This window comes from Pseudomonas sp. LAMO17WK12:I5, from assembly GCF_900215165.1.
GTDB classification, from domain to species: Bacteria; Pseudomonadota; Gammaproteobacteria; order Pseudomonadales; family Pseudomonadaceae; genus Aquipseudomonas; species Aquipseudomonas putida_A.
This window is the reverse complement of sequence record NZ_OBDS01000004.1, coordinates 135,234-158,046: the sequence shown is the minus strand read 5'-3', so window position 1 is coordinate 158,046 and position 22,813 is coordinate 135,234. Positions and strand designations below refer to the sequence as shown.

The 22,813-nt window shown below is 60.7% G+C and carries 20 protein-coding genes; 13 read left to right on the top strand and 7 right to left on the bottom strand.

All coding sequences use genetic code 11. The features are described 5' to 3' along the window. Positions 1-33 precede the first annotated feature (33 nt). From gshA to tauD, 5 genes are all read left to right on the top strand, one after another. The gene (gene gshA / locus CRO59_RS08470) at positions 34-1,617 is read left to right on the top strand and encodes a glutamate--cysteine ligase (protein ID WP_096797466.1); all 1,584 of its coding nucleotides are present in this window, start codon (positions 34-36) and stop codon (positions 1,615-1,617) included. Positions 1,618-1,838: 221 nt separating this feature from the next. Beyond that, positions 1,839-2,816, top strand: coding sequence for a taurine ABC transporter substrate-binding protein (tauA, locus tag CRO59_RS08465; RefSeq protein WP_097086896.1), 978 nt, complete (start codon positions 1,839-1,841; stop codon positions 2,814-2,816). 16 nt (positions 2,817-2,832) lie between these two features. Beyond that, entirely contained in the window at positions 2,833-3,627 is a 795-nt protein-coding gene (tauB, locus tag CRO59_RS08460; protein ID WP_097086895.1) for a taurine ABC transporter ATP-binding subunit, read from the top strand. Next, positions 3,624-4,457 (top strand): taurine ABC transporter permease TauC, encoded by an 834-nt coding sequence (tauC, locus tag CRO59_RS08455; protein WP_097086893.1) that lies wholly within the window; start codon positions 3,624-3,626, stop codon positions 4,455-4,457. The genes tauB and tauC overlap by 4 nt, the downstream gene beginning before the upstream one ends. 141 nt (positions 4,458-4,598) lie before the next feature. Beyond that, positions 4,599-5,441 (top strand): taurine dioxygenase, encoded by an 843-nt coding sequence (tauD, locus tag CRO59_RS08450; protein WP_097086892.1) that lies wholly within the window; start codon positions 4,599-4,601, stop codon positions 5,439-5,441. Between the two features lie 164 nt (positions 5,442-5,605). On the opposite strand, the gene mgrA is transcribed toward tauD, so the two are convergent. The 3 genes from mgrA to CRO59_RS08435 all read right to left on the bottom strand — a co-directional run bounded on the left by mgrA (position 5,606) and on the right by CRO59_RS08435 (position 10,300). After that, the gene (gene mgrA / locus CRO59_RS08445; RefSeq protein WP_007917913.1) at positions 5,606-6,643 is read right to left on the bottom strand and encodes an L-glyceraldehyde 3-phosphate reductase; all 1,038 of its coding nucleotides are present in this window, start codon (positions 6,641-6,643) and stop codon (positions 5,606-5,608) included. A 110-nt stretch (positions 6,644-6,753) separates the two neighbouring features. After that, positions 6,754-8,073, bottom strand: a complete 1,320-nt coding sequence (locus CRO59_RS08440) for an LLM class flavin-dependent oxidoreductase (protein ID WP_097086890.1) — start codon at positions 8,071-8,073, stop codon at positions 6,754-6,756. 1 nt (position 8,074) lies between these two features. Continuing rightward, complete coding sequence (locus CRO59_RS08435; RefSeq protein ID WP_097086888.1) at positions 8,075-10,300, bottom strand: TonB-dependent receptor; 2,226 nt, start codon at positions 10,298-10,300, stop codon at positions 8,075-8,077. Between the two features lie 205 nt (positions 10,301-10,505). On the opposite strand from CRO59_RS08435, the gene CRO59_RS08430 reads away from it, so the two are divergent. Continuing rightward, a complete protein-coding gene (locus CRO59_RS08430; RefSeq protein ID WP_097086887.1) occupies positions 10,506-11,543 on the top strand; it encodes a LacI family DNA-binding transcriptional regulator in 1,038 nt (345 codons plus the stop codon). 35 nt (positions 11,544-11,578) lie between these two features. Here the strand turns inward: CRO59_RS08430 and CRO59_RS08425 are convergent, their stop codons facing one another. Both CRO59_RS08425 and CRO59_RS08420 read right to left on the bottom strand, forming a co-directional pair. Then, positions 11,579-11,980 carry a type II toxin-antitoxin system HicB family antitoxin gene (locus CRO59_RS08425; RefSeq protein WP_003220616.1) on the bottom strand — a complete coding sequence of 134 codons (402 nt, stop codon included), beginning with the start codon at positions 11,978-11,980 and terminating at the stop codon, positions 11,579-11,581. A 59-nt stretch (positions 11,981-12,039) separates the two neighbouring features. Further along, entirely contained in the window at positions 12,040-12,222 is a 183-nt protein-coding gene (locus tag CRO59_RS08420) for a type II toxin-antitoxin system HicA family toxin (protein WP_027611194.1), read from the bottom strand. Between the two features lie 395 nt (positions 12,223-12,617). On the opposite strand from CRO59_RS08420, the gene CRO59_RS08415 reads away from it, so the two are divergent. Continuing rightward, positions 12,618-12,878, top strand: a complete 261-nt coding sequence (locus CRO59_RS08415) for a hypothetical protein (RefSeq protein WP_097086885.1) — start codon at positions 12,618-12,620, stop codon at positions 12,876-12,878. Positions 12,879-12,902: 24 nt separating this feature from the next. On the opposite strand, the gene betT is transcribed toward CRO59_RS08415, so the two are convergent. Then, positions 12,903-14,864, bottom strand: coding sequence for a choline transporter BetT (gene betT / locus CRO59_RS08410; protein WP_166496387.1), 1,962 nt, complete (start codon positions 14,862-14,864; stop codon positions 12,903-12,905). A gap of 402 nt (positions 14,865-15,266) precedes the next feature. Continuing rightward, a complete protein-coding gene (epsC, locus tag CRO59_RS08405) occupies positions 15,267-16,193 on the bottom strand; it encodes a serine O-acetyltransferase EpsC (RefSeq protein ID WP_095137901.1) in 927 nt (308 codons plus the stop codon). 190 nt (positions 16,194-16,383) lie between these two features. Between epsC and CRO59_RS08400 the strand changes: the two genes are divergently transcribed. The 6 genes from CRO59_RS08400 (at position 16,384) to CRO59_RS08375 (ending at position 22,800) form a co-directional block, all read left to right on the top strand. Then, positions 16,384-17,382: a D-cysteine desulfhydrase gene (locus tag CRO59_RS08400; RefSeq protein ID WP_097086882.1), complete on the top strand. Its 999-nt coding sequence runs from the start codon at positions 16,384-16,386 to the stop codon at positions 17,380-17,382. Positions 17,383-17,714: 332 nt separating this feature from the next. Next, the gene (gene tcyJ, locus CRO59_RS08395) at positions 17,715-18,515 is read left to right on the top strand and encodes a cystine ABC transporter substrate-binding protein (protein WP_086794003.1); all 801 of its coding nucleotides are present in this window, start codon (positions 17,715-17,717) and stop codon (positions 18,513-18,515) included. Further along, entirely contained in the window at positions 18,515-19,180 is a 666-nt protein-coding gene (tcyL, locus tag CRO59_RS08390; protein ID WP_097086880.1) for a cystine ABC transporter permease, read from the top strand. Before tcyJ ends, tcyL begins: the two co-directional genes overlap by 1 nt. A 4-nt stretch (positions 19,181-19,184) precedes the next feature. Further along, positions 19,185-19,934: an L-cystine ABC transporter ATP-binding protein TcyN gene (gene tcyN / locus CRO59_RS08385; protein ID WP_095137897.1), complete on the top strand. Its 750-nt coding sequence runs from the start codon at positions 19,185-19,187 to the stop codon at positions 19,932-19,934. A 465-nt stretch (positions 19,935-20,399) separates the two neighbouring features. After that, a complete protein-coding gene (locus CRO59_RS08380) occupies positions 20,400-21,164 on the top strand; it encodes a hypothetical protein (RefSeq protein ID WP_097086878.1) in 765 nt (254 codons plus the stop codon). A 394-nt stretch (positions 21,165-21,558) separates the two neighbouring features. Beyond that, on the top strand, positions 21,559-22,800 hold the full coding sequence (locus CRO59_RS08375; RefSeq protein WP_097086876.1) for an SfnB family sulfur acquisition oxidoreductase: 1,242 nt from the start codon (positions 21,559-21,561) through the stop codon (positions 22,798-22,800). The last annotated feature ends 13 nt before the right edge of the window (positions 22,801-22,813 follow it).

Here is a 22,813-nt window from a genome sequence, read left to right as displayed (position 1 = left end):
TATTGGGGCGACTGACGCGTGAAGGAATCCAAATTGAGCGAACTTCTCAACCGCCGCCTGGCTCTGCTCGGCGAGCGCGCCAACCTCTCTCTGCTCGAACAGTGCCTCCACGGTATCGAACGTGAATGCCTGCGCGTGACCAGTGAAGGTCGTCTGGCGCAAACGCCGCACCCGGAAGCCTTGGGTTCCGCGCTGACCAATGAACAGATCACCACCGACTATTCCGAGTCGCTGCTGGAATTCATCACCCCCGCCCTGCCCGATCCGGCCGATACGCTGGCGAGCCTGGACAAGATTCATCGCTTTGCCTACAGCAAGCTCGGCAACGAGTACCTGTGGAGTCCATCGATGCCGTGCCCGTTGCCGGCCGAGGAAGACATCCCGATCGCCTATTACGGCACCTCCAACATCGGTCAGCTCAAGTACGTCTACCGCAAGGGCCTGGCCCTGCGGTACGGCAAGACCATGCAGTGCATCGCCGGGATTCACTACAACTTTTCCCTGCCGGAAAAGCTCTGGCCGCTGCTGCGCGAAGCCGAAGGTTTCGTCGGCACCGACCGCGATTTCCAGTCGTCGTCCTACATCGCGCTGATCCGCAACTTCCGCCGCTACAGCTGGCTGCTGATGTACCTGTTCGGTGCGTCGCCAGCGCTGGACGCAGGCTTCCTGCGCGGTCGTTCGCACCAGTTGGAACAACTGGACCCGGACACCCTGTACCTGCCGTACGCCACCAGCCTGCGCATGAGCGACCTCGGTTACCAGAGCAACGCCCAAGCCGGCCTGACGCCGTGCTACAACGATCTGGCGAGCTACACCGACAGCCTGCGCAAGGCCGTGGCCACGCCATACCCGCCGTACGTGGAAGTCGGCACGCACCAGGATGGCGAGTGGGTACAGCTCAACACCAACATCCTGCAGATCGAAAACGAGTACTACTCCAACATCCGCCCGAAACGCGTGACCTACACCGGCGAGCGGCCGATCCAGGCGCTGATGGCCCGGGGCATTCAGTACGTCGAAGTGCGTTGCCTGGATATCAACCCGTTCCTGCCGATGGGCATCGACGTCACCGAATCGCGCTTCCTCGACGCGTTCCTGCTGTATTGCGCGCTGAACGACAGTCCGCTGCTGACCAACACTTCGTGCGGCAATGCCACTTCGAACTTCCTCAGCGTGGTCAAGGAAGGTCGCCGTCCGGGCCTGCAATTGCAGCGCGACGGTGAAGCGGTCGAATTGAAGGTTTGGGCAGCCGATCTGCTGGAAAAAATCGCACCGCTGGCGGCATTGCTCGATCAGAGCCATGGCGGCGACGCACACAGCAAGGCGCTCGACGCGCAACTGGCCAAGGTCAAGGATTCGTCCCTGACCCCATCGGCCCAAGTGCTGGCGACCATGGCCGAGCACAAGGAAAGCTTCGCGCAATTCTCCCTGCGCCAGAGTCAGGCGCATGCCGAGTTCTTCCGCAGCGAGCCATTGGCGGCGGATGAACAGGCGAAGTTTGAGGAGCTGGCGCGTTCTTCGCTGGCGCAACAGGCGGAGCTGGAGCAGAACGAGGTCGGTGATTTCGATGTGTTTGTCGGGTCGTATCAGGCGAGCATTCTGGCGATCAGCAACTGACATCAGAAGGCTCTTCGAACCTTTTCGCGAGCAGGCTCGCTCCCACATTAGATTGCAATCTCCTGTGGGAGCGAGCTTGCTCGCGAATGACCGCGCAGCGGCCAGGCTTAGATTTTTCCGCTCATAAGCTAAGTCTAAAAAGTTATTTATTTTTAGATTCTTAGATCATTTAGTCTCCTTTCACGCCGATCGTCGGTCGCCTGATTTGGAGCACTCCCCCCATGAAAATGAATTTCCCGCTTCGCCTGCTGGCCGTGGCCTCGTTGGCTGCTGCGAGCTTTCTGGCGCAGGCCGCCGACCTCACCGTCGCCTACCAGACCACCGTCGACCCGGCGAAAGTCGCCCAGGCCGATGGCGCCTACGAAAAAGCCACCAAGGCCGACATCAGCTGGCGCAAGTTCGACAACGGCGCCGACATCATCGCTGCCATCGCTTCCGGTGACGTGCAGATCGGCTACCTCGGTTCCAGCCCGTTGACCGCTGCGATCACCCGCAAGGTTCCGGTGGAAACTTTCCTCATCGCCACCCAGATCGGCGCCGCCGAAGCACTGGTCGCCCGCGACGGTTCCGGAATCAAGAGCCCGCAGGATCTGGTCGGCAAGAAAATCGCCGTGCCGTTCGTGTCCACCGGACACTACAGCCTGCTCGCGGCGTTGAAGCACTGGAACATCGATCCGTCGAAAGTCACCGTGCTCAACCTCGCCCCGCCAGCGATCATCGCCGCGTGGAAACGCGGTGATATCGACGCCACTTACGTGTGGGATCCGGCCCTGGGTGTGGCCAAGGAAAACGGCAAAGTGCTGATCACTTCCGGTGAACTGGCCAAGTTCGGCGCGCCGACCTTCGATGCCTGGATCGTGCGCAAAGACTTCGCCGAGAAGCACCCGGAAATCGTCACCGCATTCGCCAAGGTCACCCTCGACGCCTACGCCGATTACCGCAAGGATCCACAAGCCTGGCTCGCCGACCAGTCAAACGTCGACAAGCTGGTGAAGCTCTCCGGCGCCAAGGCCAGCGACATTCCATTGCTGCTGCAAGGCAACGTCTACCCGCTGGCGGCTGATCAGGTGATCAGCCTCGGCGCGCCAACCACCAAAGCCATTACCGACACCGCCGCGTTCCTCAAGGAACAAGGCAAGGTCGAAGCCGTACTGCCGGACTACGCGCCGTACGTCAGCGCCAAATACATCACCCACTGATCGGGAGTTAACTGCGATGGCCTTGCTACAGCTGGAGCGCATCAGCGCACAGTATCCCGGCAGCCCGGAACCGGTGCTGGCGGACATTTCCCTGACCCTCGGGCCGCAGCAATTGCTGGTAGCCCTCGGCCCGTCCGGCAGTGGCAAGACTTCGCTGTTGAACCTGATTGCCGGCTTCGTCGAACCCAGCGCCGGGCGCATCACCCTCGACGGCGTGCCGGTCAAAGGCCCGAGCGCCGAACGTGGCGTGGTGTTCCAGGATGACGCGCTGTTGCCTTGGCAGGATGTTTTGGCCAACGTCGCGTTCGGTCTGGAACTGGCCGGTGTCGCCAAGGACAAACGTGAAAAGATCGCCCGGGAAATGCTCGCACTGGTCGACCTTTCCGGTTTCGAAAATCGCCGCATCTGGCAACTCTCCGGAGGCCAGAAACAGCGCGTCGGCCTGGCCCGCGCCCTCGCCGCCGACCCGCGCGTGCTGCTGATGGACGAACCTTTCGGCGCCCTCGACGCATTCACCCGCGAGCAGATGCAGGAGCTGTTGCTGCAAGTCTGGCAGCGCACTGCAAAACCGGTGTTCCTGATTACCCACGACATCGAAGAAGCGGTATTCCTCGCCACTGACCTGATTCTGCTGGCGCCGAATCCGGGGCAGATCGTCGAGCGTCTGCATCTGGATTTCGGTCAACGCTACGCTGCCGGTGAGTCGGCGCGGGCGATCAAATCCGACCCGCGTTTTATCGAAACCCGCGAGCACGTGCTGAGCAAAGTGTTCTCGCAACGCAGCGCCGTGCAACGGCAGGAGCGCGCATGAGCAGTTACGACGTTTCCGCCCCCACCGTGAAAAGCCCATCGGTGGCGATCCCGGTACGGCGCAGCCTCAGCACCCGCTGGATCAGCCTGCTGACCCTGTTCGCCTTGCTGGTGATCTGGTGGGCCGTGACCGCGACCGATTTGATCGAACCGCTGTTCCTGCCGCCACCGTCCGCCGTGTTGCAAAAAGGCTGGTTGCTGGCGACCACCGGTTACATGGATTCGACCCTGTGGCAGCACCTGGGCGCGAGCCTGAGCCGCATCGGTCTGGGCCTCGGTTTCGCGATTTTGACCGCAGTGCCGGTGGGCATTGCCATCGGTGCCAACCGTATTGCCCGTGGGGTGCTTGATCCGCTGATCGAGTTCTACCGGCCGATTCCGCCGCTGGCGTATCTACCGCTGATCGTGATCTGGTGCGGCATCGGCGAGTTGTCGAAAGTGCTGCTGATCTACCTGGCGATTTTTGCGCCGATCGCCATCGCTACCGCGACCGGCGTGCGCACCGTTGACCCGGCAAAATTGCGCGCTGCGCAGTCGCTCGGTGCCACTCGCGCACAACTGATCCGCCATGTGATTTTGCCGAGCGCCCTGCCGGACATTCTCACCGGTGTGCGCATTGGTCTGGGCGTTGGCTGGTCGACCCTGGTCGCCGCCGAACTGATCGCCGCCACCAGCGGTTTGGGGTTCATGGTGCAATCGGCCGCGCAATTTCTGGTCACCGATGTGGTAGTGCTGGGGATTCTGGTGATCGCCCTGATCGCCTTCGCCATGGAAATGGGCCTGCGCGCCCTGCAGCGCAAACTGGTGCCGTGGCACGGCCAAACCCACTGACAAATTTCATGTGCCCCCTGTGGGAGCGAGCCTGCTCGCGAAAGCGTCGGATCAGTCACCGCACTGTCGCCTGACACTCAGCATTCGCGAGCAGGCTCGCTCCCACAAAAGCATGACACTCCGAATTCGAAGAGAAAGACCATGAGCAGCCTGACCATCACCCCATTAAGCTCGGCCCTCGGCGCGCAGATCAGCGGCGTCGACGTCAGCCAGCCGTTGAACCTGGAACAGCGCGACGCCATCGAGCAGGCGCTGCTCAAGTACCAGGTGCTGTTCTTCCGCAACCAGCCGATCGAGCCTTCGCAACAGGCACGTTTCGCCGCGTACTTCGGCGACCTGCACATTCATCCGATCTACCCGAACGTGCCGGAGCAGCCCGAAGTGCTGATCCTCGACACCGCCGTCACCGATGTGCGCGACAACGCGATCTGGCACACCGACGTGACCTTCCTGCCGACCCCGGCGATGGGGGCGGTGCTCAGCGCCAAGCTGCTGCCAGAGTTCGGCGGCGACACCCTGTGGGCCAGCGGGATTGCCGCGTATGAAGCACTGTCGGCACCGATGAAAAAGCTGCTCGAAGGACTGACCGCGACTCACGATTTCACCCGCTCTTTCCCGTTGGAACGCTACGGCAATACGCCGCAAGCACTGGCCCAGTGGGAAGAGGCGCGACGCAAGAATCCACCGTTGTCACACCCGGTAATCCGCACCCATCCGGTCAGTGGACGCCGCTCGTTGTTCGTCAACGAAGGCTTCACCTCGAAGATCAACGAACTGTCGGACACCGAGAGCGAAGCGATTCTGAAATTCCTGTTCGCTCATGCAACGCGGCCGGAATTCACCATTCGCTGGCGCTGGCAGCAGGACGATATTGCGTTTTGGGACAACCGTGTGACCCAGCATTATGCGGTGGATGATTACCGTCCGGCGCGGCGGGTGATGCAGCGAGCAACGGTGTTGGGGGATGTGCCGTTTTTCAAATAAGGCCTGATTGCTGTGTTGTTTTCAAAGGCCCCTTCGCGAGCAAGCCCGCTCCCACTGTGGGATTGTGGTGCACACGAAACCAGTGTTCACCATCGATCCAATGTGGGAGCGGGCTTGCTCGCGAAGGCGTCAAAGCAGGCGCCGAATAATTCGGCGCCAGTCACTTATTCAGCGGTCGACGGCTTCTCCCACAGATTGATCCCGCCCTCCTGGGCAAACCGGTCGATCTCCGCCAGTTCCTCAGCACTGAAACTCAGATTCTTCAACGCCCCGACGTTCTCGATGATCTGCTCTGGCCGGCTCGCGCCGATCAGCGCGGAGGTCACCCGTGGATCACGCAGGGTCCAGGCCAGTGCCAGTTGCGCCAGGCTCTGGCCGCGACGTTTGGCGATCTCGTTCAACGCACGCACGTGCGCGATGTTGGCTTCAGACAGGTGCGAAGCCTGCAACGAACCACCACCCGGACGATTGACCCGCGCATCCGCCGGCACGCCGTTGAGGTATTTGTCGGTCAGCAGACCTTGCGCCAGCGGGGTGAAGGCGATGACGCCAGTACCGAGCTCGTCGGTGGTGTCGAGCAGGTCTTTTTCCACCCAGCGATTGAGCAGGTTGTACGCCGGCTGATGAATCAGCAGCGGTACCTTCCATTCCTTGAGCAGCGCAGCGATCTCGCGGGTTTTTACCCCGGAGTACGACGAGATACCGATGTACAACGCCTTGCCCTGTTGCACGGCGGTGGCGAGGGCGCTGGCGGTTTCTTCCAGCGGGGTGTCCGGGTCGAAGCGGTGCGAATAGAAGATATCCACATAGTCCAGACCGAGACGCTGCAGGCTCTGGTCGAGGCTGGCCAGCACGTATTTGCGCGAGCCGCCGCCCTGACCGTACGGGCCGGGCCACATGTCCCAACCAGCCTTGCTTGAAATGATCAGTTCATCGCGGTACTGCTTGAAGTCTTCGCGCAGCAGGCGACCGAAATTAATCTCGGCGCTGCCGTACGGCGGGCCGTAATTGTTGGCCAGGTCGAAGTGGTTGATGCCCAGGTCGAACGCGGTGCGCAGCAAGGCGCGCTGGGTGTCGATCGGCGTGCTGTCGCCGAAGTTGTGCCACAGGCCCAGCGACAGCGCCGGCAGCACCAGACCGCTGCGGCCGACGCGGCGGTAAGGGATGGAGTCGTAGCGATTTTCGGCAGCGGTGTAAGTCATCGAATCCTCTCTTGTCTGTCTTGAAATGGGTGTCGACTTCTTCGCGAGCAGGCTCGCTCCCACATTTGGAGTGCACTCCCCTGTGGGAGCGAGCCTGCTCGCGAAGGGTGTTACACAAATCTGTTGCCGGGTCGGGCAAGGCCCAGGTTTTCGCGCAAGGTCCGGCCCTCATACTCGGTTCTGAACAGCCCACGGCGCTGCAGTTCCGGGACCACGCCATTAGCGAAATCTTCGAGCCCGCCCGGCAAGTGCGGTACCAGCACATTGAAGCCATCCGCCGCGCCCTGTTCGAACCACTCCTGCAAACGGTCGGCGATCTGCGCCGGGGTGCCGATCAGGCTGTAATGCCCGCGCCCACCGGCAATCTTGCGGCCCAATTCGGCGAGGGTCAGATTCTCCCGCCCTGCCAGTTCCGTCAGCAATTTCTGCCGGCTCTGCTGGCCGCTGTCGGTCAGCGGCAAATCCGGTAGCGGGCCGTCCAGCGGGTACTTCGACAAGTCGAAGTTGCCCAGCATACGCCCAAGCAACGCCACGCCAACCTCCGGCTCGACCAATTGCTGAAACGTTTCACATTTTTCCTGCGCTTCGGCTTCTGTCTGCCCGACGACAACAAACACCCCGGGCATGATTTTCAGCGAATCGGCACTGCGTCCGTACTTGGCCAGGCGGCCCTTGAGGTCGGCGTAGAACGCCTGTGCGCCGGCCAGCGAAGTCTGCGCGGTGAACACCACCTCAGCGGTCTGTGCCGCCAGCTCACGCCCGGTCTCCGATGAACCCGCCTGCACAATCACCGGTTGCCCCTGCGGCGAGCGCGCCACGTTCAGCGGGCCTTTCACCCGAAAATGCTCACCGACGTGATCCAGCACGTGCAGCTTCGACGGGTCGTAATACGCGCCACTTGCCTTGTCGCGGACAAAGGCATCGTCCTCCCAACTGTCCCACAGCCCGGTGACCACCTGATGAAACTCGCGGGCACGGCTGTAGCGTTCGGCGTGGCCGATGTGTTCGTCGCGACCAAAATTCAGTGCCTCGGCGGCGTTGTCCGAGGTCACCAGATTCCACCCGGCGCGGCCACCCGACAGATGATCGAGCGAAGCGAATTTGCGCGCCACGTGATACGGCTCGTTGTAGCTGGTGGTCGCCGTGGCGATCAGGCCGATGCGCTCGGTCACCGCGCTCAGAGCCGAGAGCAAGGTCAGCGGTTCGAAGTGATCGGAGCGCGCCATGCGGCTGGCGATGTCCTGCGTCGGCGCGGCCACACTGTCGGCGACGAACAGCGTGTCGAACTTCGCCGCCTCGGCAATCTGCGCCAGACGCTTGTAGTGGGCGAAATCCAGACCGGCATTCGCCGGTACCTGCGGGTGCCGCCACGCGGCGACGTGGTGCCCGGTGGCCATGAGAAAGGCGCCAAGTTTCAGCTGTCTGCTCATCTCAGAAATCCTTGCGCAGTTGCACGCCGAAGTAGCGCTCGTCATCCCGTGGCACGGCGCGGTAGATGTAGCTGCCGCCGCTGGCCAGCAACGGTGAGTAGGACTTGTCGGCGAGATTCTTGCCCAGCAGCGCCACGCGCCAGCCGTTGCTGTAGTCGGCGAGCGCGACGCTGGCGTTCCAGATGCCATAGGCACCCTGTTTGGTGTCGGCGTTCTGGCTAATGTCGTACTGCACTTCGCTCTGCCAGCTGTAGTCGGTGCCGAGCTCGATATCGAGGCCGTTGTCCAGCGGGATGCTGTAGTCGGCGCGCACGTAGCTTTTCCAGTCGGGGCTGAACGGCAGTGGCTTGCCATTGACGTTGCACGAGGCTGCAGCGCCCGCCGGGCAGCTGAATTGGTCGATGCGCGCGCGGGTGTAGGCCAGCGCCCCGGAGAACTTCAGTTGCTGGGTCGCCTGCAAGGCGTAATCGAGTTCGACGCCTTCGGTGCTGACACTGCCGGCGTTGATCAGGCGCGTCACCACTTGCCCGGCGACGGTGTCGAAAAAGTTCGCCTGGTAGTTGTCGTAATCGCTGTGGAACACCGCAAGGTTGGTGGTCAGCCGATTGTTCCAGCTCGTCGCTTTGATGCCCGCCTCCCAGGTGTTCGAGGTCTCCGGTTTCAGCGCTTCGGTGTCACGCGGCTGCATGTTGAAGAACACGTTGTACGCCGGGCCTTTGTAGCCACGCGAATAGGTCAGATACGTGGTGACCGCATCGCTGAGGTCGTACTGCACACCTAGCCGACCGGACCAGCCGTCCTCGTCTACCGAACCGGAACTGCTGGTTGCAGGTTGAATACCACTGACCGTGGTCGCCGAGGTCGAGACGCGACGGTGATCGTATTCAAGATCATCGTGGGTGTAGCGCAGGCCGGCGATGCCACGCAAGTCCGAGGTGAAGTTCAGCGTGGCTTCGCCGAACGCGGCGTAGCTGTCGCTGGTGGTGCTGTAATCGGCGACGCCACGGTCGGTGCGTGTGGTGGTGGTCAAGGTGCGCTGATAGGTCTCGTCATCCTTGCCGTGCATGTAGAACAGGCCGCCAACGTATTCAAGGAACTCACCTTTCGGCGAGGCCAGGCGCAGCTCTTGCGAGTACTGGTCGAAGGCCAGCTCGCCCTTGTCGGCGGTGCCGGGGAACGCTGCAGTGATCGTGCTCAGCCGATCGCCATCCTGATATTGGGTGTTGTCCCAGCCGCGCCACGCGGTGATCGAGGTCAGTGTGTAATCGCCCAGTTGCCAGTCGAGCTGGCCGGACAGGCCCTTGTTGGTGTCCTCGACATGGCTGCGGGTATCGGTGTTGATGTCGCGGTTGTGGTTGCTCGCATAGACCGGGCTCAGCGCGTTGGCGAAGGCCGGGGTCAACGACTTGCTGACGACGCCGTTGGGACCGTCGTCGTGGGACTGCATGTAGTCGGCGATCAGGGTAAAGGTGACGTCATCGTTCGGGGTGAACTCGAGTTTGCCGCGCACCCCGCGATGGTTGTAGCCGTTGACCTCCTGGCCGTTGTGCTGGTTATCGACGTTGCCGTCGTAAGTGCCGAACAGGGTGCTGATCGAACCCTTGAGCGTGTCCGGAATCAGGCTACCGCCAATGCCGAAGCGGGTGCGGCTTTCATTGCCGCTGTAGTACGACTGGTCGATGTAACCGTGGGTCTCGTTGGTCGGCGCCTTGCTGGTGATGTTGAGCACACCGGCCGAGGCATTCTTGCCGAACAACGTGCCCTGCGGGCCGCGCAGCACTTCGACGCGCTCCAGATCCAGCAGGTCTAGGGTCGATTGACCGGGACGCGCATAGACCACGCCATCGATCACCGTGGCCACTGTTGGCTCGACGCCGGGCGAGGTGGAAATCGTGCCGACGCCTCGCACAAACAACGAGGTGTCCTTGTTCGACGCACCGGTACGGAAATTCAGCGACGGCACTTGCTGGACGATGCTCGCCACGCCGTTGCGGTTGTCGCGTTCCAGTTGTTCGCCGTCGATCACCGAGACTGCCACCGGCACCTTCTGCAGCGACTCTTCACGGCGGGTGGCGGTGACCGTGACGGACTTGAGGGTCGGCTCTTGATCGCTGCTGTCGGCGGCAAAAGCATCGGGCAGCGGCAACACCGCCAGCCCGGTGAAAATCCAGCCAGCGGCGCGAATCGACTGCGCCAGTTTGTGTGTCGCCCCAGGAATATTGTGCATGGTTGCCCGCTCGAAATTGGCCCTGAACCGCTGCCGTTCTGCGACGACAGCGCCTGAATCGGTGTCTTGGGCATTCGCTCGAGCGAGTAGCAGACAATGCGCTTTGTTAGCGCTAACATCGCCAGTATTGGCAAGCTTGGCATAGAGCGTCCAATACTGAAAAATTACTTTTATATGCATTTTGGTTTTTAAGAAGGATCGAGCCTTGAGCCAGGAAAAGCCCCGCAAACGCCGTGGCGCCGGACGCGTGACCCTGAATGCAGTGGCGCGCGAGGCTGGCGTTTCGGCGATTACCGTGTCGCGCTACTTCAATCAGCCGGAATCGGTCTCGCCGGAGCGCCGCGAGCGGATTGCAGCGGTGGTGGCCGAGCTGGGTTACGTGCCAAATCTGGTGGCCGGCGGACTGGCCTCGGCGCGGGGCAAAATCGTCGGCATGGTGATTCCGAACATCTCCGGGCCGATCTTTGCCAACACCATTCAGGGCTTCAGCGACACCCTCAGCCGCCACGGTTATCAGCTGCTGCTGGCGTCGAGTTACTTCAGTACCGAGCAGGAAGAAAACGCCGTGCGCGCGTTTCTCGGCTGGTCGCCGGCAGCGTTGGTGCTGACCAGCCATTTCCATAGTGCGGGCACGGAAAAGATGATCGCCGAAGCGGACGTTCCGGTGATCGAAACCTGGGATTACCAGCCGGATCGCGAGCCGATGCAGATCGGCTTTTCGCACTATGAAGTCGGCGTGACCGCCGCACGTTATCTGCACGATAAAGGCTATCGCCGCATCGCCTTCGTGCAGAACAGCGCCCCTGGTGACCTCAGTGCCCTCGAACGTCGCGACGGTTACGCCGCCACCGTGCGCGAGTTCGGACTGCAGCCGTGGGTATTCGCCCCGGACGCCGACCGCGCGCCGTTCGAAGCCGGCAAGCAAGCGATGGAAGCGCTGATGAACGCCTCCCCGCGCCCCGACGCGATCATCTTCGCCAACGACAACCTCGCCGCCGGCGGCTTGCTCGCCGGGCAACGCGCAGGCATCAAGATCCCCGAAGACTGCGCCGTGCTCGGCTTCGGCGATTACCCGTTCGCCGAGATGCTGTTGCCGAGCCTGAGCACGATCAAACCCCCGGCACTGGAGATTGGCGTACTGGCGGCAACGCGGGTATTGGAAAGTCTTGGGGTGTTACCGAGCGATGATGTGCAGCGCCTGAATCTGTTGCAGTGCAACGTGATCGAGCGCGAGAGCACCTGACATACATGCCTGCGGCAGCCCCTACAGGTTGTTCGTCATGCCGATAATTCGCGTAACGCAGCTGCGGCCAGAAATCCGGAGCGGGAACTGTAGCGTTGATCACGCCGGACTGTTTGATCAATACGCTCCAGCAGTTGCTCGGGCAGCGTGGCGTTGAAGCGTACCGACTTGCCGAAATAGGGCGTGATATCAAAGTCGACAACACCCCAGATTCCACCCGCGTAATCCGGGTTGTCGAGATGTGCATCAATATCCTGAACTCGAGGCAACGGTGCACCATCAGCCACCAGCCCCTCATAGTGCAGGGCCAGAGCCTCCTGAGTGTTTTCAAAAGCTTCGGCTACCGTGCTCCCTGCGGAGAAGCACCCCGGTACATCCGGGACAATCACTCCGTAGTCCGAGTCGGCATCCTTGTGCAAAACGACCGGGAATTTCATAAACGTGAATCCTTCCTCTGACGTGTCCATAAAAGGACTTTCACTTCCAATAACGGGCTTCATTTCAACCCCGCCTGTTTCAAAATGCTGTTGATCGTCCCTTTGGGAAGGTCTGAATCCGGATGCTTGATCGTCACCCGACCCGGCTTGCGCGGATGCTTGTACTGATGGTGACTACCCTTCACTGCAACCAGATACCAACCATCCTCCTCGATCATCCTGATCATTTCCCGACTACGCATTTCCTTCGCCCTTTTCGACAGCAAGAGCTGGTCACTCTAGGGCGTGGACAACCGATTGATACACACAATACACACTCGGATAAATATTAGCTGAGTGAACAAACACCCGATTATTGGTTCGACCAACGGCAGACGCGGGCCAGCGAGAAAGGGCCTTCTCGTCCAGATACATTTGAATGAGTCGCGAAATATGTCGATCGAGAAGGGTTGGCTCGTATGGTTGTGGGCTGACTTGTCTATGCTCTAAATGACACCGAGGTGGCCCTTTCGCGAGCAAGCCCGCTCCCACAGGATCTTGGTTGTACGCAGAATCTGTGAATGACCGAGATCACTGTGGGAGCGGGCTTACCCGCGAAGGCGTCCGATCAGGCACCGCATGACCCGCAGGCACGCCTATGCACACCGCCATCATCATCTTCTTCGGCCTGGTCCTGCTCGCCCTGATGCTCTACATCGGCGAGCGCATTGGCTTCAGCCGGCAGACGTTGGCCTACAGCTTCGCCGCGCTGTGGCTGGCGTTGACGGTGATCAATGGTGCGGTGGGGGTGGTGCATGCCAGGCAGCCGCTGGGTTCGGAGATCGCGGTGGGCAGTGCGGTGTTCGGGGTGCCGATGGCGGCGATGGTGTTGTTCATGGTGCTGAGCGCCGAATCGTGAAACGTCCCGGCGCTCAGTTGCCGATCAACGCACCAGATGCAGGAACTGCATGTGGCGTTCGTACTGGTCGAGGATGTCGTTGATGATCTGTTCCTTGGTGTAGCCGACCAGATCGTAGTCCTGACTGCCCTCGCTCAAGTGCACTTCAGCGCGGTAGTAGCGGCGGTTGTTGAGTTGCTTGGAACCCATGCCGCCACGGGCGAACGACGGCGTGAAGTAGCCGCGCATCTGCACCTGGTAGATGAACGGATGCTGCTCACCGTGGCCTATTTCCAGGCTGATGTTGTCGTGCGCCGGGTCCGGCTGGGTGACCACGTTCAGACCCTTCTCGACAAATACCGCCGTCACTTCTTCAATCGCCGGGCGCACCGTGGTGTCCATGAAGCGGTACACCTCGTCGCGTGACGGGAAGTGCACCGCCTGACTCAGGCGCTGGCGCCAGCCGCCCGTGCCACGCCGCGAACCGGAGACCGGTGCCAGCGAATGCAACTGCGCGATCTGCTTCTGCGACTCCAGATAGAACGCCTTGTGCAGGCCCCACATCATCAGCAGCAAAATCATCGAGAACGGCAGCGAGGTCAGCACCACCGCCGATTTCAGCGCATCGATGCTGCCGGAGAACAGCAGCGCACTGGTGATCAACGCGGTCATCGCGCCCCAGAACACTCGCAGCCATTTCGGCCCGTCTTCGTCCGGGTTGCCGCCCTTGGCCGACAGGGTCGAGAGCACCACGGTGCCGGAGTCGGCGGAAGTGACGAAAAACACGAAGCTGATGAACACCGTCACCGCGATGACAGTCTTGCTCCACGGGTAGGTTTCCAGCAGCAGGTAAAGGCTCATCGACGGATTGTCGAGGGCCGACATGCCCAGTGCCGACATGCCGTGATTGAGCACCTGATCGATCGCACTGTTGCCGAAGATCGACATCCACGCCAGGGTGAAACCGAGCGGAATCAGCAGTACGCCGAAGACGAATTCGCGGATGGTCCGACCACGGGAAATCCGCGCGATGAACAGGCCCACGAACGGCGACCATGCGATCCACCAGGCCCAGTAGAACACGGTCCAGCCGCCGAGCCAGTCGCTTGGCTTGTCGTAGGCGTAGAGGTCGAAACTCTTCATCGGCAAGGCGCCGAGGTAATCGCCGAGGTTCTGGATCAGCGTGTTGAGCAGGTGCTGGGTGGGACCTGCGAACAACACGAACAGCAGCAGCGCACAGGCCAGCAGCATGTTGATGTCGGACATCACCCGCACACCCTTGTCCACACCCGACACGGCGACGATGATCGCCGCACCCATCATCAACGTGATCAGGCCGACCTGAATCCACTGGGTGTGAGCGATGCCGAACAGGTAGTCCAGACCGGAATTGAGGTGCAATACGCCGAAGCCCATGTCGGCGCCCAGACCGAACACCGTGGCGATGATGCCGAAGCCGTCCACCGCGTAGCCGATGGGGCCGTTGATGCGCTTGCCGATCAGCGGGTACAGGGCCGAACGCAAGGCCAGCGGCAGGTTATGCCGGTAGGCGAAATAGGCCAGCGCCATGCCGACGAAGGCGAACACGCCCCAGCCGTGCAGGCCCCAGTGCAGAAACAGAATCTGCATCGCCTGGCGCGCCGCATCGGCGGTGCCGGCCTCGCCTTGCGGCGGTTGAGCCAGGTGCGTCAGTGGCTCGGATACGCAAAAGAAAAACAGCGTGATGCTGATCCCGGCGGCAAACAGCATGCCGGCCCAGGACAGGTAACTGAACTCGGGTTCGTCGTGGTCGGCACCGAGTTTGATCTTGCCGTAGCCCGATAACGCGGTGACCACCACGAAGACCAGATACAGCGTCATCGCGAGCATGTAGTACCAGCCGACCGTATTGGCCGCCCAGTTTTGCGCAGCCAGCAACCAGGCGCCGGCCTGCTCCGGCATGGCGATGACAACCAGACCAAACAGCAGAATCACCGTCGCGGCGAAGTAGAACACCGGCGGATTCATGCGCACCAGACCGCTGGCGGGGGTAGACGATGCACTCATGAAACGTGCACCTCGAGGGGTTGAAACGTGGCTGAAATGATCGGACTCAGCAAAGGCAAGCCTCCTGTTGTGAGCGGGCAGCGAACCACCGGTTTAACTTGAATGAACGTTCAAGTTAAACATGGATAGGGTGGTAAGGACTAATCGCAGGGCCAGGCGGTAGTTTTCCTACAGTAGCCCAAGGAGGGGTATGACGCGGGTTTGAGGGGATTCGTTCAATGGAGAATTGGCTGAATGCCATTATCTCGATCTGACCCAAAAAACCATTCGCGAGCAGGCTCGCTCCCACATTTGAAACGCATTCCAGTGTGGGAGCGAGCCTGCTCGCGAAGAGGCCTGACGCGGCAACGCAGATTCAGGAACTTACTTCTGCGTCCCGTCATCATGCTGCAGATTGGCCTGAGTCAGGTTGCTCCCTGCCGGCACGCTGCGCGTCAGCCACACATTACCGCCGATGGTCGACCCCTGGCCGATAGTGATCCGTCCCAGAATCGTCGCGCCGGCATAAATCACCACGTCGTCCTCGACAATTGGATGGCGTGGATGGCCCTTCTGCAACTGCCCGTCTTCATCCGCCGGGAAGCGCTTGGCGCCCAAAGTCACGGCCTGATAGATCCGCACACGCTCGCCGATGATCGCGGTCTCGCCGATCACCACACCCGTACCGTGGTCGATGAAGAAACTGCGGCCGATCTGCGCGCCTGGATGGATATCGATGCCGGTGGCCGAATGCGCAATCTCCGCGCTGATTCGCGCCAGTAACGGCAACCCGGCGCGGTACAAATGGTGCGCCAGACGATGGTGAATCACCGCCAGAATTCCCGGATAGCACAGCAACACTTCATCGACGCTGCGTGCCGCCGGATCGCCGTGATAGGCGGCCAGCACGTCGGTGTCGAGCAGGCTGCGCAGGCCCGGCAAGGCCAGGGCGAAATCCTGAATGATACGGATCGCCTGAGCTTCGACGTCGGCATCGCCTTGAGCGCTGTGCCGGGCGACATAACGCAACTCCAGCCGCGCCTGCGCCAGCAAGGCATTCAATGAGGTATCGAGAGTGTGGCCGACATAGAAGTCCTCACTTTCCTCACGCAGATCCACCGGCCCCAGACGCATTGGGAACAACGCACCACACAGCGCTTCGAGAATCTCGGCCATCGCCGCGCGGGACGGCAACTCACGACCACCCTGCTCGCCGCTGGCCCGGCCATTCTGGGTACGCCACTGATCCCGCGCGGTACGCAGTTGGCTGACGATGGTCTGCAATTGCCAATGGCTGGAACGCTCGCTCACGGTAAAGACTCCTCACGGGCGGCCGGACGGTCTGGCCGCGTCAACGGCGACTACTTTACGGCATGCCCGTGAGGGCGAATTAAGAACCGATAGTGCTGGACTAAGCACATTTGGCTATAAGCGATTCACGGTTGCCCCGGTAAAACGGCGTGCCTATAGTCCTGTCATCTTTCTCCGCCAGTACGGACTCATGATCAAACAACAGCTGGATCGCTTTAACCGTCTCGACCTGCTCGGCCAACCCACGCCGCTGGAAAAACTTGAACGTCTGTCCGCCTGGCTGGGCCGCGATGTGTACATCAAACGCGATGACCTGACGCCGCTGGCCATGGGCGGCAACAAGCTGCGCAAACTCGAATACCTCGCCGCCGATGCCCTCGCTCAGGGCGCCGACACGCTGATCACCGCCGGTGCCCTGCAATCGAACCACGTGCGCCAGACCGCCGCGCTGGCGGCCAAACTCGGCCTGGGGTGCGTGGCGCTGCTGGAGAATCCGCTGGGCACCGACGACAGCAACTACACCGGCAACGGCAACCGCCTGCTGCTCGATCTGTTCGACACCAAGGTCGAGCTGGTGGACAACCTCGATAACGCCGACGAACAACTCGCCGCACTCGCTGTGCGCCTGCGCAGCAATGGCAAAAAACCGTATCTGGTGCCGATCGGTGGCTCGAATGCCCTCGGTGCATTGGGCTACGTACGTGCCGGTCTGGAACTGGCGGAACAGATCAAGGACACCGGACTGGAATTCGCCGCCGTGGTACTGGCCTCGGGCAGCGCCGGGACCCACAGCGGTCTGGCACTGGCCTTGAGCGAAGCGCTGCCACAATTGCCAGTGATCGGCGTAACGGTATCGCGCAGTGAAGAGGACCAACGCCCGAAAGTGCAGGGTCTGGCCGAACGCACGGCGGAGCTGCTGGGTGTGAAATTGCCAGTGAACTTCAAGGTCGAGTTGTGGGACGAATACTTCGGCCCGCGTTACGGCGAACCGAATGCCGGGACACTGGCGGCGGTGAAACTGTTGGCCAGTCAGGACGCGGTGCTGCTCGATCCGGTTTATACCGGCAAGGCCATGGCCGGCCTGCTCGACGGGATCGGCCGCCAGCGTTTCGACGAGGGCCCGATCATCTTCCTGCATACCGGTGGGGCGCCGGCGTTGTTTGCCTACAAGGATTCGCTGACAAACTGATCCTCCCAGCTGCAAGAATTTCTGTGGTGAGGGGATTTATCCCCGTTGGACTGCGCAGCAGTCCCCTGCTCTTCAAGTCAGAAGAGAGGGCCGCTTCGCGCCCCATCGGGGATAAATCCCCTCGCCACTATTGATCATATATATTCGAAATTGGAATAACAGAAAGATCATTAAGTATTTTCAAGTCTAAAGCAGACATCTTATAGTCTCGCCGCAGGCGAATTTCGGGCAAGACGCATAAGCTGCTTTAGGGCACGATAACGCAGTCGTTCAATTCCCGGATTCGCCAACCTTCCTTAAGCGTCTTCCATAAGAAAACACAGGGGCTTGTCATGAATTTTTCCGCACTACGTCGCACTCTGCTGGTAGGTTCGCTGGGCCTTGCACTGAGCGCCGGCCTGATCGGCCAGGCAACCGCCGGTGAGCAGCTGCAACAGATCAAGGACAAAGGCGTTATTAACGTCGGCCTGGAAGGCACTTATCCACCGTTCAGCTTCGTTGACGAGAACGGCAAACTGTCCGGTTTCGAAGTCGAACTCTCCGAAGCCCTGGCGCAGAAACTCGGCGTCAAAGCCAAGATTCAGCCAACCAAGTGGGACGGTATCCTCGCTGCGCTGGAATCCAAACGTCTCGACGTCGTGGTCAACCAGGTGACCATCTCCGACGAACGCAAGAAGAAGTATGACTTCTCCGAGCCGTACACCGTATCCGGGATTCAGGCGCTGGTGCTGAAGGACAAGGAAGCCAAGTTGAACATCAAGACTGCCGCCGACCTGTCCGGCAAGAAAGTCGGTGTCGGCCTGGGCACCAACTACGAACAGTGGGTCCGCGCCAACGTGCCGGGCGCTGACGTGCGTACCTACGACGATGATCCGACCAAGTTCGCCGACCTGAACAACGGCCGCACCGACGCCATCCTGATCGACCGTCTGGCTGCACTTGAATACGCCAAGAAAGCCCCGAAAACCGTGGCTGCCGGTGAAGCGTTCTCCCGTCAGGAGTCCGGTATCGCCCTGCGCAAAGGCGAGCCTGAGCTGCTGGCTGCGGTGAACAAGGCTCTCGACGAACTGCGTGCCGACGGTACCCTTGAGAAGCTGTCGAAGAAATACTTCAACGCTGACGTCACCAAATAATGGAAGAAGCTTTCCAACTCGCACTGGACTCCGCGCCCTTTCTGCTCAAGGGCGCGTATTACACGGTCATCCTCAGTCTGGGCGGCATGTTCTTAGGCTTGCTGCTGGGCTTCGGCCTGGCCTTGATGCGCCTGTCGCGCTTCAAACTGGTGAGCTGGATTGCCCGCATCTACGTGTCGTTCTTTCGCGGCACGCCGTTGCTGGTGCAACTGTTCGTGATCTATTACGGCTTGCCGCAATTGGGTCTGGAACTGGATCCGCTCCCAGCGGCGCTGATCGGCTTCTCGCTGAACATGGCCGCTTATGCCTGTGAAATCCTGCGGGCCGCGATCGGTTCGATCGAGCGCGGCCAGTGGGAAGCCGCTGCGAGCATCGGCATGACCCGTGCGCAGACCTTGCGCCGGGCCATCCTGCCGCAAGCGATGCGCACGGCCCTGCCGCCGCTGGGCAACAGCTTCATTTCGCTGGTCAAGGACACGGCACTGGCCGCCACCATTCAGGTGCCGGAACTGTTCCGCCAGGCGCAACTGATTACCGCCCGGACTTTCGAAGTCTTCACCATGTATCTTGCCGCCGCGCTGATCTACTGGATTCTGGCCACGGTGCTGTCGCACCTGCAGAACAAGTTGGAAGAGCGGGCCAATCGGCACGACCAGGAGTCCTGACCCCATGATTGTCGTGGAAAAACTGACAAAGCAGTTCAAGGGTCAAGAGGTGCTCAAGGGCATCGATCTTGAGGTGAAGGAAGGCGAGGTCGTGGCCATCATCGGCCCCAGCGGTTCGGGCAAGACCACGTTCCTGCGCTGCCTGAATTTCCTTGAGGAACCCACCAGCGGCCGGATCAAGGTCGGCGATATCGAGATTGATACCCGCCGCCCGCTGAGCCAGCAGCAGAGTCTGGTGCGCAACCTGCGCCAGCACGTGGGTTTCGTGTTCCAGAACTTCAACCTGTTCCCCCACCGCACCGCACTGGAAAACGTCATCGAAGGGCCGATCGTGGTCAAGAAGATGCCGCGCGAGCAAGCCGTTGCCCTAGGCATGAAGCTGCTGGCCAAGGTCGGTCTGGCCGGCAAGGAAGATGCGTATCCGCGTCGTCTGTCCGGTGGTCAGCAACAGCGCGTGGCGATTGCCCGGGCGCTGGCGATGGAGCCGGAAGTGATCCTGTTCGACGAGCCGACTTCGGCCCTCGACCCGGAACTGGTGGGCGAAGTACTGGCGACCATTCGCGGTCTCGCTGAAGAAAAACGCACCATGGTCATCGTCACCCACGAAATGGGTTTCGCCCGCGACGTGGCTAACCGTGTGGTGTTTTTCGACAAGGGCGTGATCGTCGAGCAAGGCGAAGCCAAGGCGTTGTTTGCCAACCCGAAAGAAGAACGCACCAGACAGTTTCTCAGCAAGTTCCTGAATCACGCCTGAGATACTTATTGCCTTGAGTCATTAACTTCCATGGACGGAAGTTTTACTTACCGCGCCTGAAAACTTCCAAATCCCTCCAGCTTAAACCTGTCAAAACAATACATATATGTTCTGCAACAGATACAAGTAATCTGCGGCGCGCTTTCGTGCCTGTGAAATGATCTAAATCGACCGGCACAAAAATCGCGAAACTCGCGAAAAACCGTAGTTCCATTCGCCATCACCGCTAGGCAGGATGCCTCATCAGCGTAGGACGCTTCTGATTAATCGGTAATTCACAGATTAACTAAGGCACTCTATTGACACTCTTTCCGGCACGCTCTTATCTAGTCGCCAACCGGCACCCATTAGTTGAATCAACGCTTACTCAGCCCGAACAAAGTTCACGGTTGTATTACCGATTCATCACGCCTTTTGTTGTTTCAAGAAACGGACTTCGCCGCAAGACTTCAAGGAGAGAACCCGATGACCCGCACTTCGCACGCCCCCGAACTGGCAGCGCCGAATCTGGCGTCCGCATCCAACAACGCCATCAATCTGGCCGCTGCCGCGCATTTGCTGATCGATGTCCTGCCCTACCCCGGCATGGACGCCGGTGATCTAATCGAACTGTTCTGGAACAACTGCTACGTCGCCTCGCGGGTCTTGACCAGCGAAGATGTCGGCGCCTCGATCAGCCTGCGGGTGCCGGAAAGCTTTATCGCCAGTGGCACCGCACGGATTCACTATCGAGTGATGCAAGTCGGTCAGGGGCCGGCGTTGTCGGCGGCCACGCGGGTGCAGGTCAAGCTCGACTGCCCTGGCGGCCAGCCTTCGCCACTCTGCGGTGACGAGAATCAGCAACTGGCACCCGTCTCGCTGCCCGACACCATTCGCCGCCAGGGCGTGAATCCCAATCAGATCAAACGCGGTGTGCCACTGACCATCGAACCCTACCTGAACATGGCCGAGGACGACGCCATCACCTTGCGCTGGGGCGACGTGCGTATGGACCTGGCCCGGATCACCGCTGCCGATGTTGGCCTGCCGATTCAGGTCTGGGTGCCACCGGCAGTGATCGTCGAGGGGGGTGAGGATCTGCGTCTGGACGTGACCTACTGCGTCATCGACTGGGTGGGCAACAACTCACGCTGGGCGCCGCCCCGGACGCTGAAGATCGGTTGCGTGAATCCTTATCTGAAGGTGCCGCTGCGCCAAGCGCTGAAGGCTGCTGAATCGACCAAGGATTGATGCCGCATTCCTGTGCTCATGGGGCTTTGTAGTGGGTGATTTAGCGAAACGTCGCACCGCCCCGATGGACTGCGAAGCAATCCCGTTTTTTATGACTCAGAAAAGGCCGCTGCGCGGCCTGTCGGGGATGAATCCCCTCACCACAGGTTGTATTGCCACGGCTGAGAGACTGTTAACCAACCCGACCACCGCCCCTTCTATACATATTCCTAAAAGTTAGTTTATTTAATATTTATACACGCTTAGGGTATATGAACCGGACCACCGGACATTCTTTCGTTCGCCGCACTTTTGCGGCGTTTTTCATGAGATGTGAGGTAGGTAGTATGGTCCGGAACACAATCACCCCAGTGCAGATCGCCAGGGCATTGCGTGCAGCCAAGGAGCGGCACTGATGTCCAGTCTGGCAGACGCAAATCTCCAGTCTGATCTGGACATCGCCCCGTTGTTGTTGCCCGCGCAGGTCTTGCGCAACGACGCCCAAGCCATCAAGGCTGCCCACGAACTGGCGCAAGTCGCCCGCGCGCAGGCCGCCAAACGTGATCGTCAGCGCAAGCTGCCGTGGTCGGAAATCGAACAGTTCACCCGCAGCGGCCTCGGCAGCATTGCCATCCCGCGCGAATACGGTGGCCCACAAGTTTCATTCGTCACATTGGCCGAAGTGTTCGCAATCATTTCCGCGGCCGATCCGGCGCTGGGACAGATCCCGCAGAACCAGTTCGGCATCATCAACCTGGTACTCGGCAGCGCCACCGAAGCGCAGAAAAAACAGCTGTTCCAGAGTGTTCTGGAAGGTTGGCGCATCGGCAATGCGGGTCCTGAGCGCGGAACCAAAAATACCCTGGAATTGAAAGCCCGCATCACCGCCGACGGCGATGACTACGTGATCAACGGCCAGAAGTTTTATTCCACCGGCGCGCTGTTCGCGCACTGGGTGGCGGTCAAGGCGCTCAATGACGACGGCAAACAAGTGCTGGCCTTCGTCCGCCGTGGCACCCCGGGCCTGCGCATCGTTGATGACTGGTCGGGCTTCGGTCAGCGCACCACCGCCAGCGGCACGATTCTGCTGAACAACGTGCGCGTAGAGTCGAGCCTGGTCGTCGATAACTGGAAAATCAACGAGAAGCCAAACACTCAAGGCGCCGTGTCGCAGCTGATTCAGGCGGCCATCGACGCCGGCATTGCCCGTGGCGCCATCGACGATGCCATTGAATTCGTCAAAACCCGCGCGCGGCCCTGGATCGACGCCAAGGTCGAACGCGCCAGCGATGACCTCTACGTGATCGCCGACATCGGCAAACTGAAAATCGAACTGCACGCGGCTGAAGCACTGTTGCGCAAGGCCGGCAAAGTGCTCGACCAAGTCCATGCCGCGCCGCTGACCGCCGAGTCCGCCGCCCGCGCTTCAATTGCGGTGGCCGAGGCCAAAGTGCTGACCACCGAGATCTCGCTGCAGGCCAGCGAAAAACTCTTCGAACTGGCCGGCAGCCGCGCGACCCTCGCCGAATTCAACCTCGACCGCCACTGGCGCAACGCCCGGGTGCACACCCTGCACGACCCGGTGCGCTGGAAATATCACGCGGTCGGCGCCTATCGCCTCAACGGCACTCTACCGGCTCGCCATTCCTGGATTTAACGACCAGACATCT

What these genes read in the sequence shown, in the direction of transcription:
- tauA (WP_097086896.1), top strand. Translation starts at nt 1,839, where the DNA reads ATGAAAATGAATTTCCCGCTTCGCCTGCTGGCCGTGGCCTCGTTGGCT.
- tauB (WP_097086895.1), top strand. Translation starts at nt 2,833, where the DNA reads ATGGCCTTGCTACAGCTGGAGCGCATCAGCGCACAGTATCCCGGCAGC.
- tauC (WP_097086893.1), top strand. Translation starts at nt 3,624, where the DNA reads ATGAGCAGTTACGACGTTTCCGCCCCCACCGTGAAAAGCCCATCGGTG.
- tauD (WP_097086892.1), top strand. Translation starts at nt 4,599, where the DNA reads ATGAGCAGCCTGACCATCACCCCATTAAGCTCGGCCCTCGGCGCGCAG.
- mgrA (WP_007917913.1), bottom strand. Translation starts at nt 6,643, where the DNA reads ATGACTTACACCGCTGCCGAAAATCGCTACGACTCCATCCCTTACCGC.
- CRO59_RS08440 (WP_097086890.1), bottom strand. Translation starts at nt 8,073, where the DNA reads ATGAGCAGACAGCTGAAACTTGGCGCCTTTCTCATGGCCACCGGGCAC.
- CRO59_RS08435 (WP_097086888.1), bottom strand. Translation starts at nt 10,300, where the DNA reads ATGCACAATATTCCTGGGGCGACACACAAACTGGCGCAGTCGATTCGC.
- CRO59_RS08425 (WP_003220616.1), bottom strand. Translation starts at nt 11,980, where the DNA reads ATGAAATTCCCGGTCGTTTTGCACAAGGATGCCGACTCGGACTACGGA.
- CRO59_RS08420 (WP_027611194.1), bottom strand. Translation starts at nt 12,222, where the DNA reads ATGCGTAGTCGGGAAATGATCAGGATGATCGAGGAGGATGGTTGGTAT.
- CRO59_RS08415 (WP_097086885.1), top strand. Translation starts at nt 12,618, where the DNA reads ATGCACACCGCCATCATCATCTTCTTCGGCCTGGTCCTGCTCGCCCTG.
- betT (WP_166496387.1), bottom strand. Translation starts at nt 14,864, where the DNA reads ATGAATCCGCCGGTGTTCTACTTCGCCGCGACGGTGATTCTGCTGTTT.
- CRO59_RS08400 (WP_097086882.1), top strand. Translation starts at nt 16,384, where the DNA reads ATGATCAAACAACAGCTGGATCGCTTTAACCGTCTCGACCTGCTCGGC.
- tcyJ (WP_086794003.1), top strand. Translation starts at nt 17,715, where the DNA reads ATGAATTTTTCCGCACTACGTCGCACTCTGCTGGTAGGTTCGCTGGGC.
- tcyL (WP_097086880.1), top strand. Translation starts at nt 18,515, where the DNA reads ATGGAAGAAGCTTTCCAACTCGCACTGGACTCCGCGCCCTTTCTGCTC.
- tcyN (WP_095137897.1), top strand. Translation starts at nt 19,185, where the DNA reads ATGATTGTCGTGGAAAAACTGACAAAGCAGTTCAAGGGTCAAGAGGTG.
- CRO59_RS08380 (WP_097086878.1), top strand. Translation starts at nt 20,400, where the DNA reads ATGACCCGCACTTCGCACGCCCCCGAACTGGCAGCGCCGAATCTGGCG.
- CRO59_RS08375 (WP_097086876.1), top strand. Translation starts at nt 21,559, where the DNA reads ATGTCCAGTCTGGCAGACGCAAATCTCCAGTCTGATCTGGACATCGCC.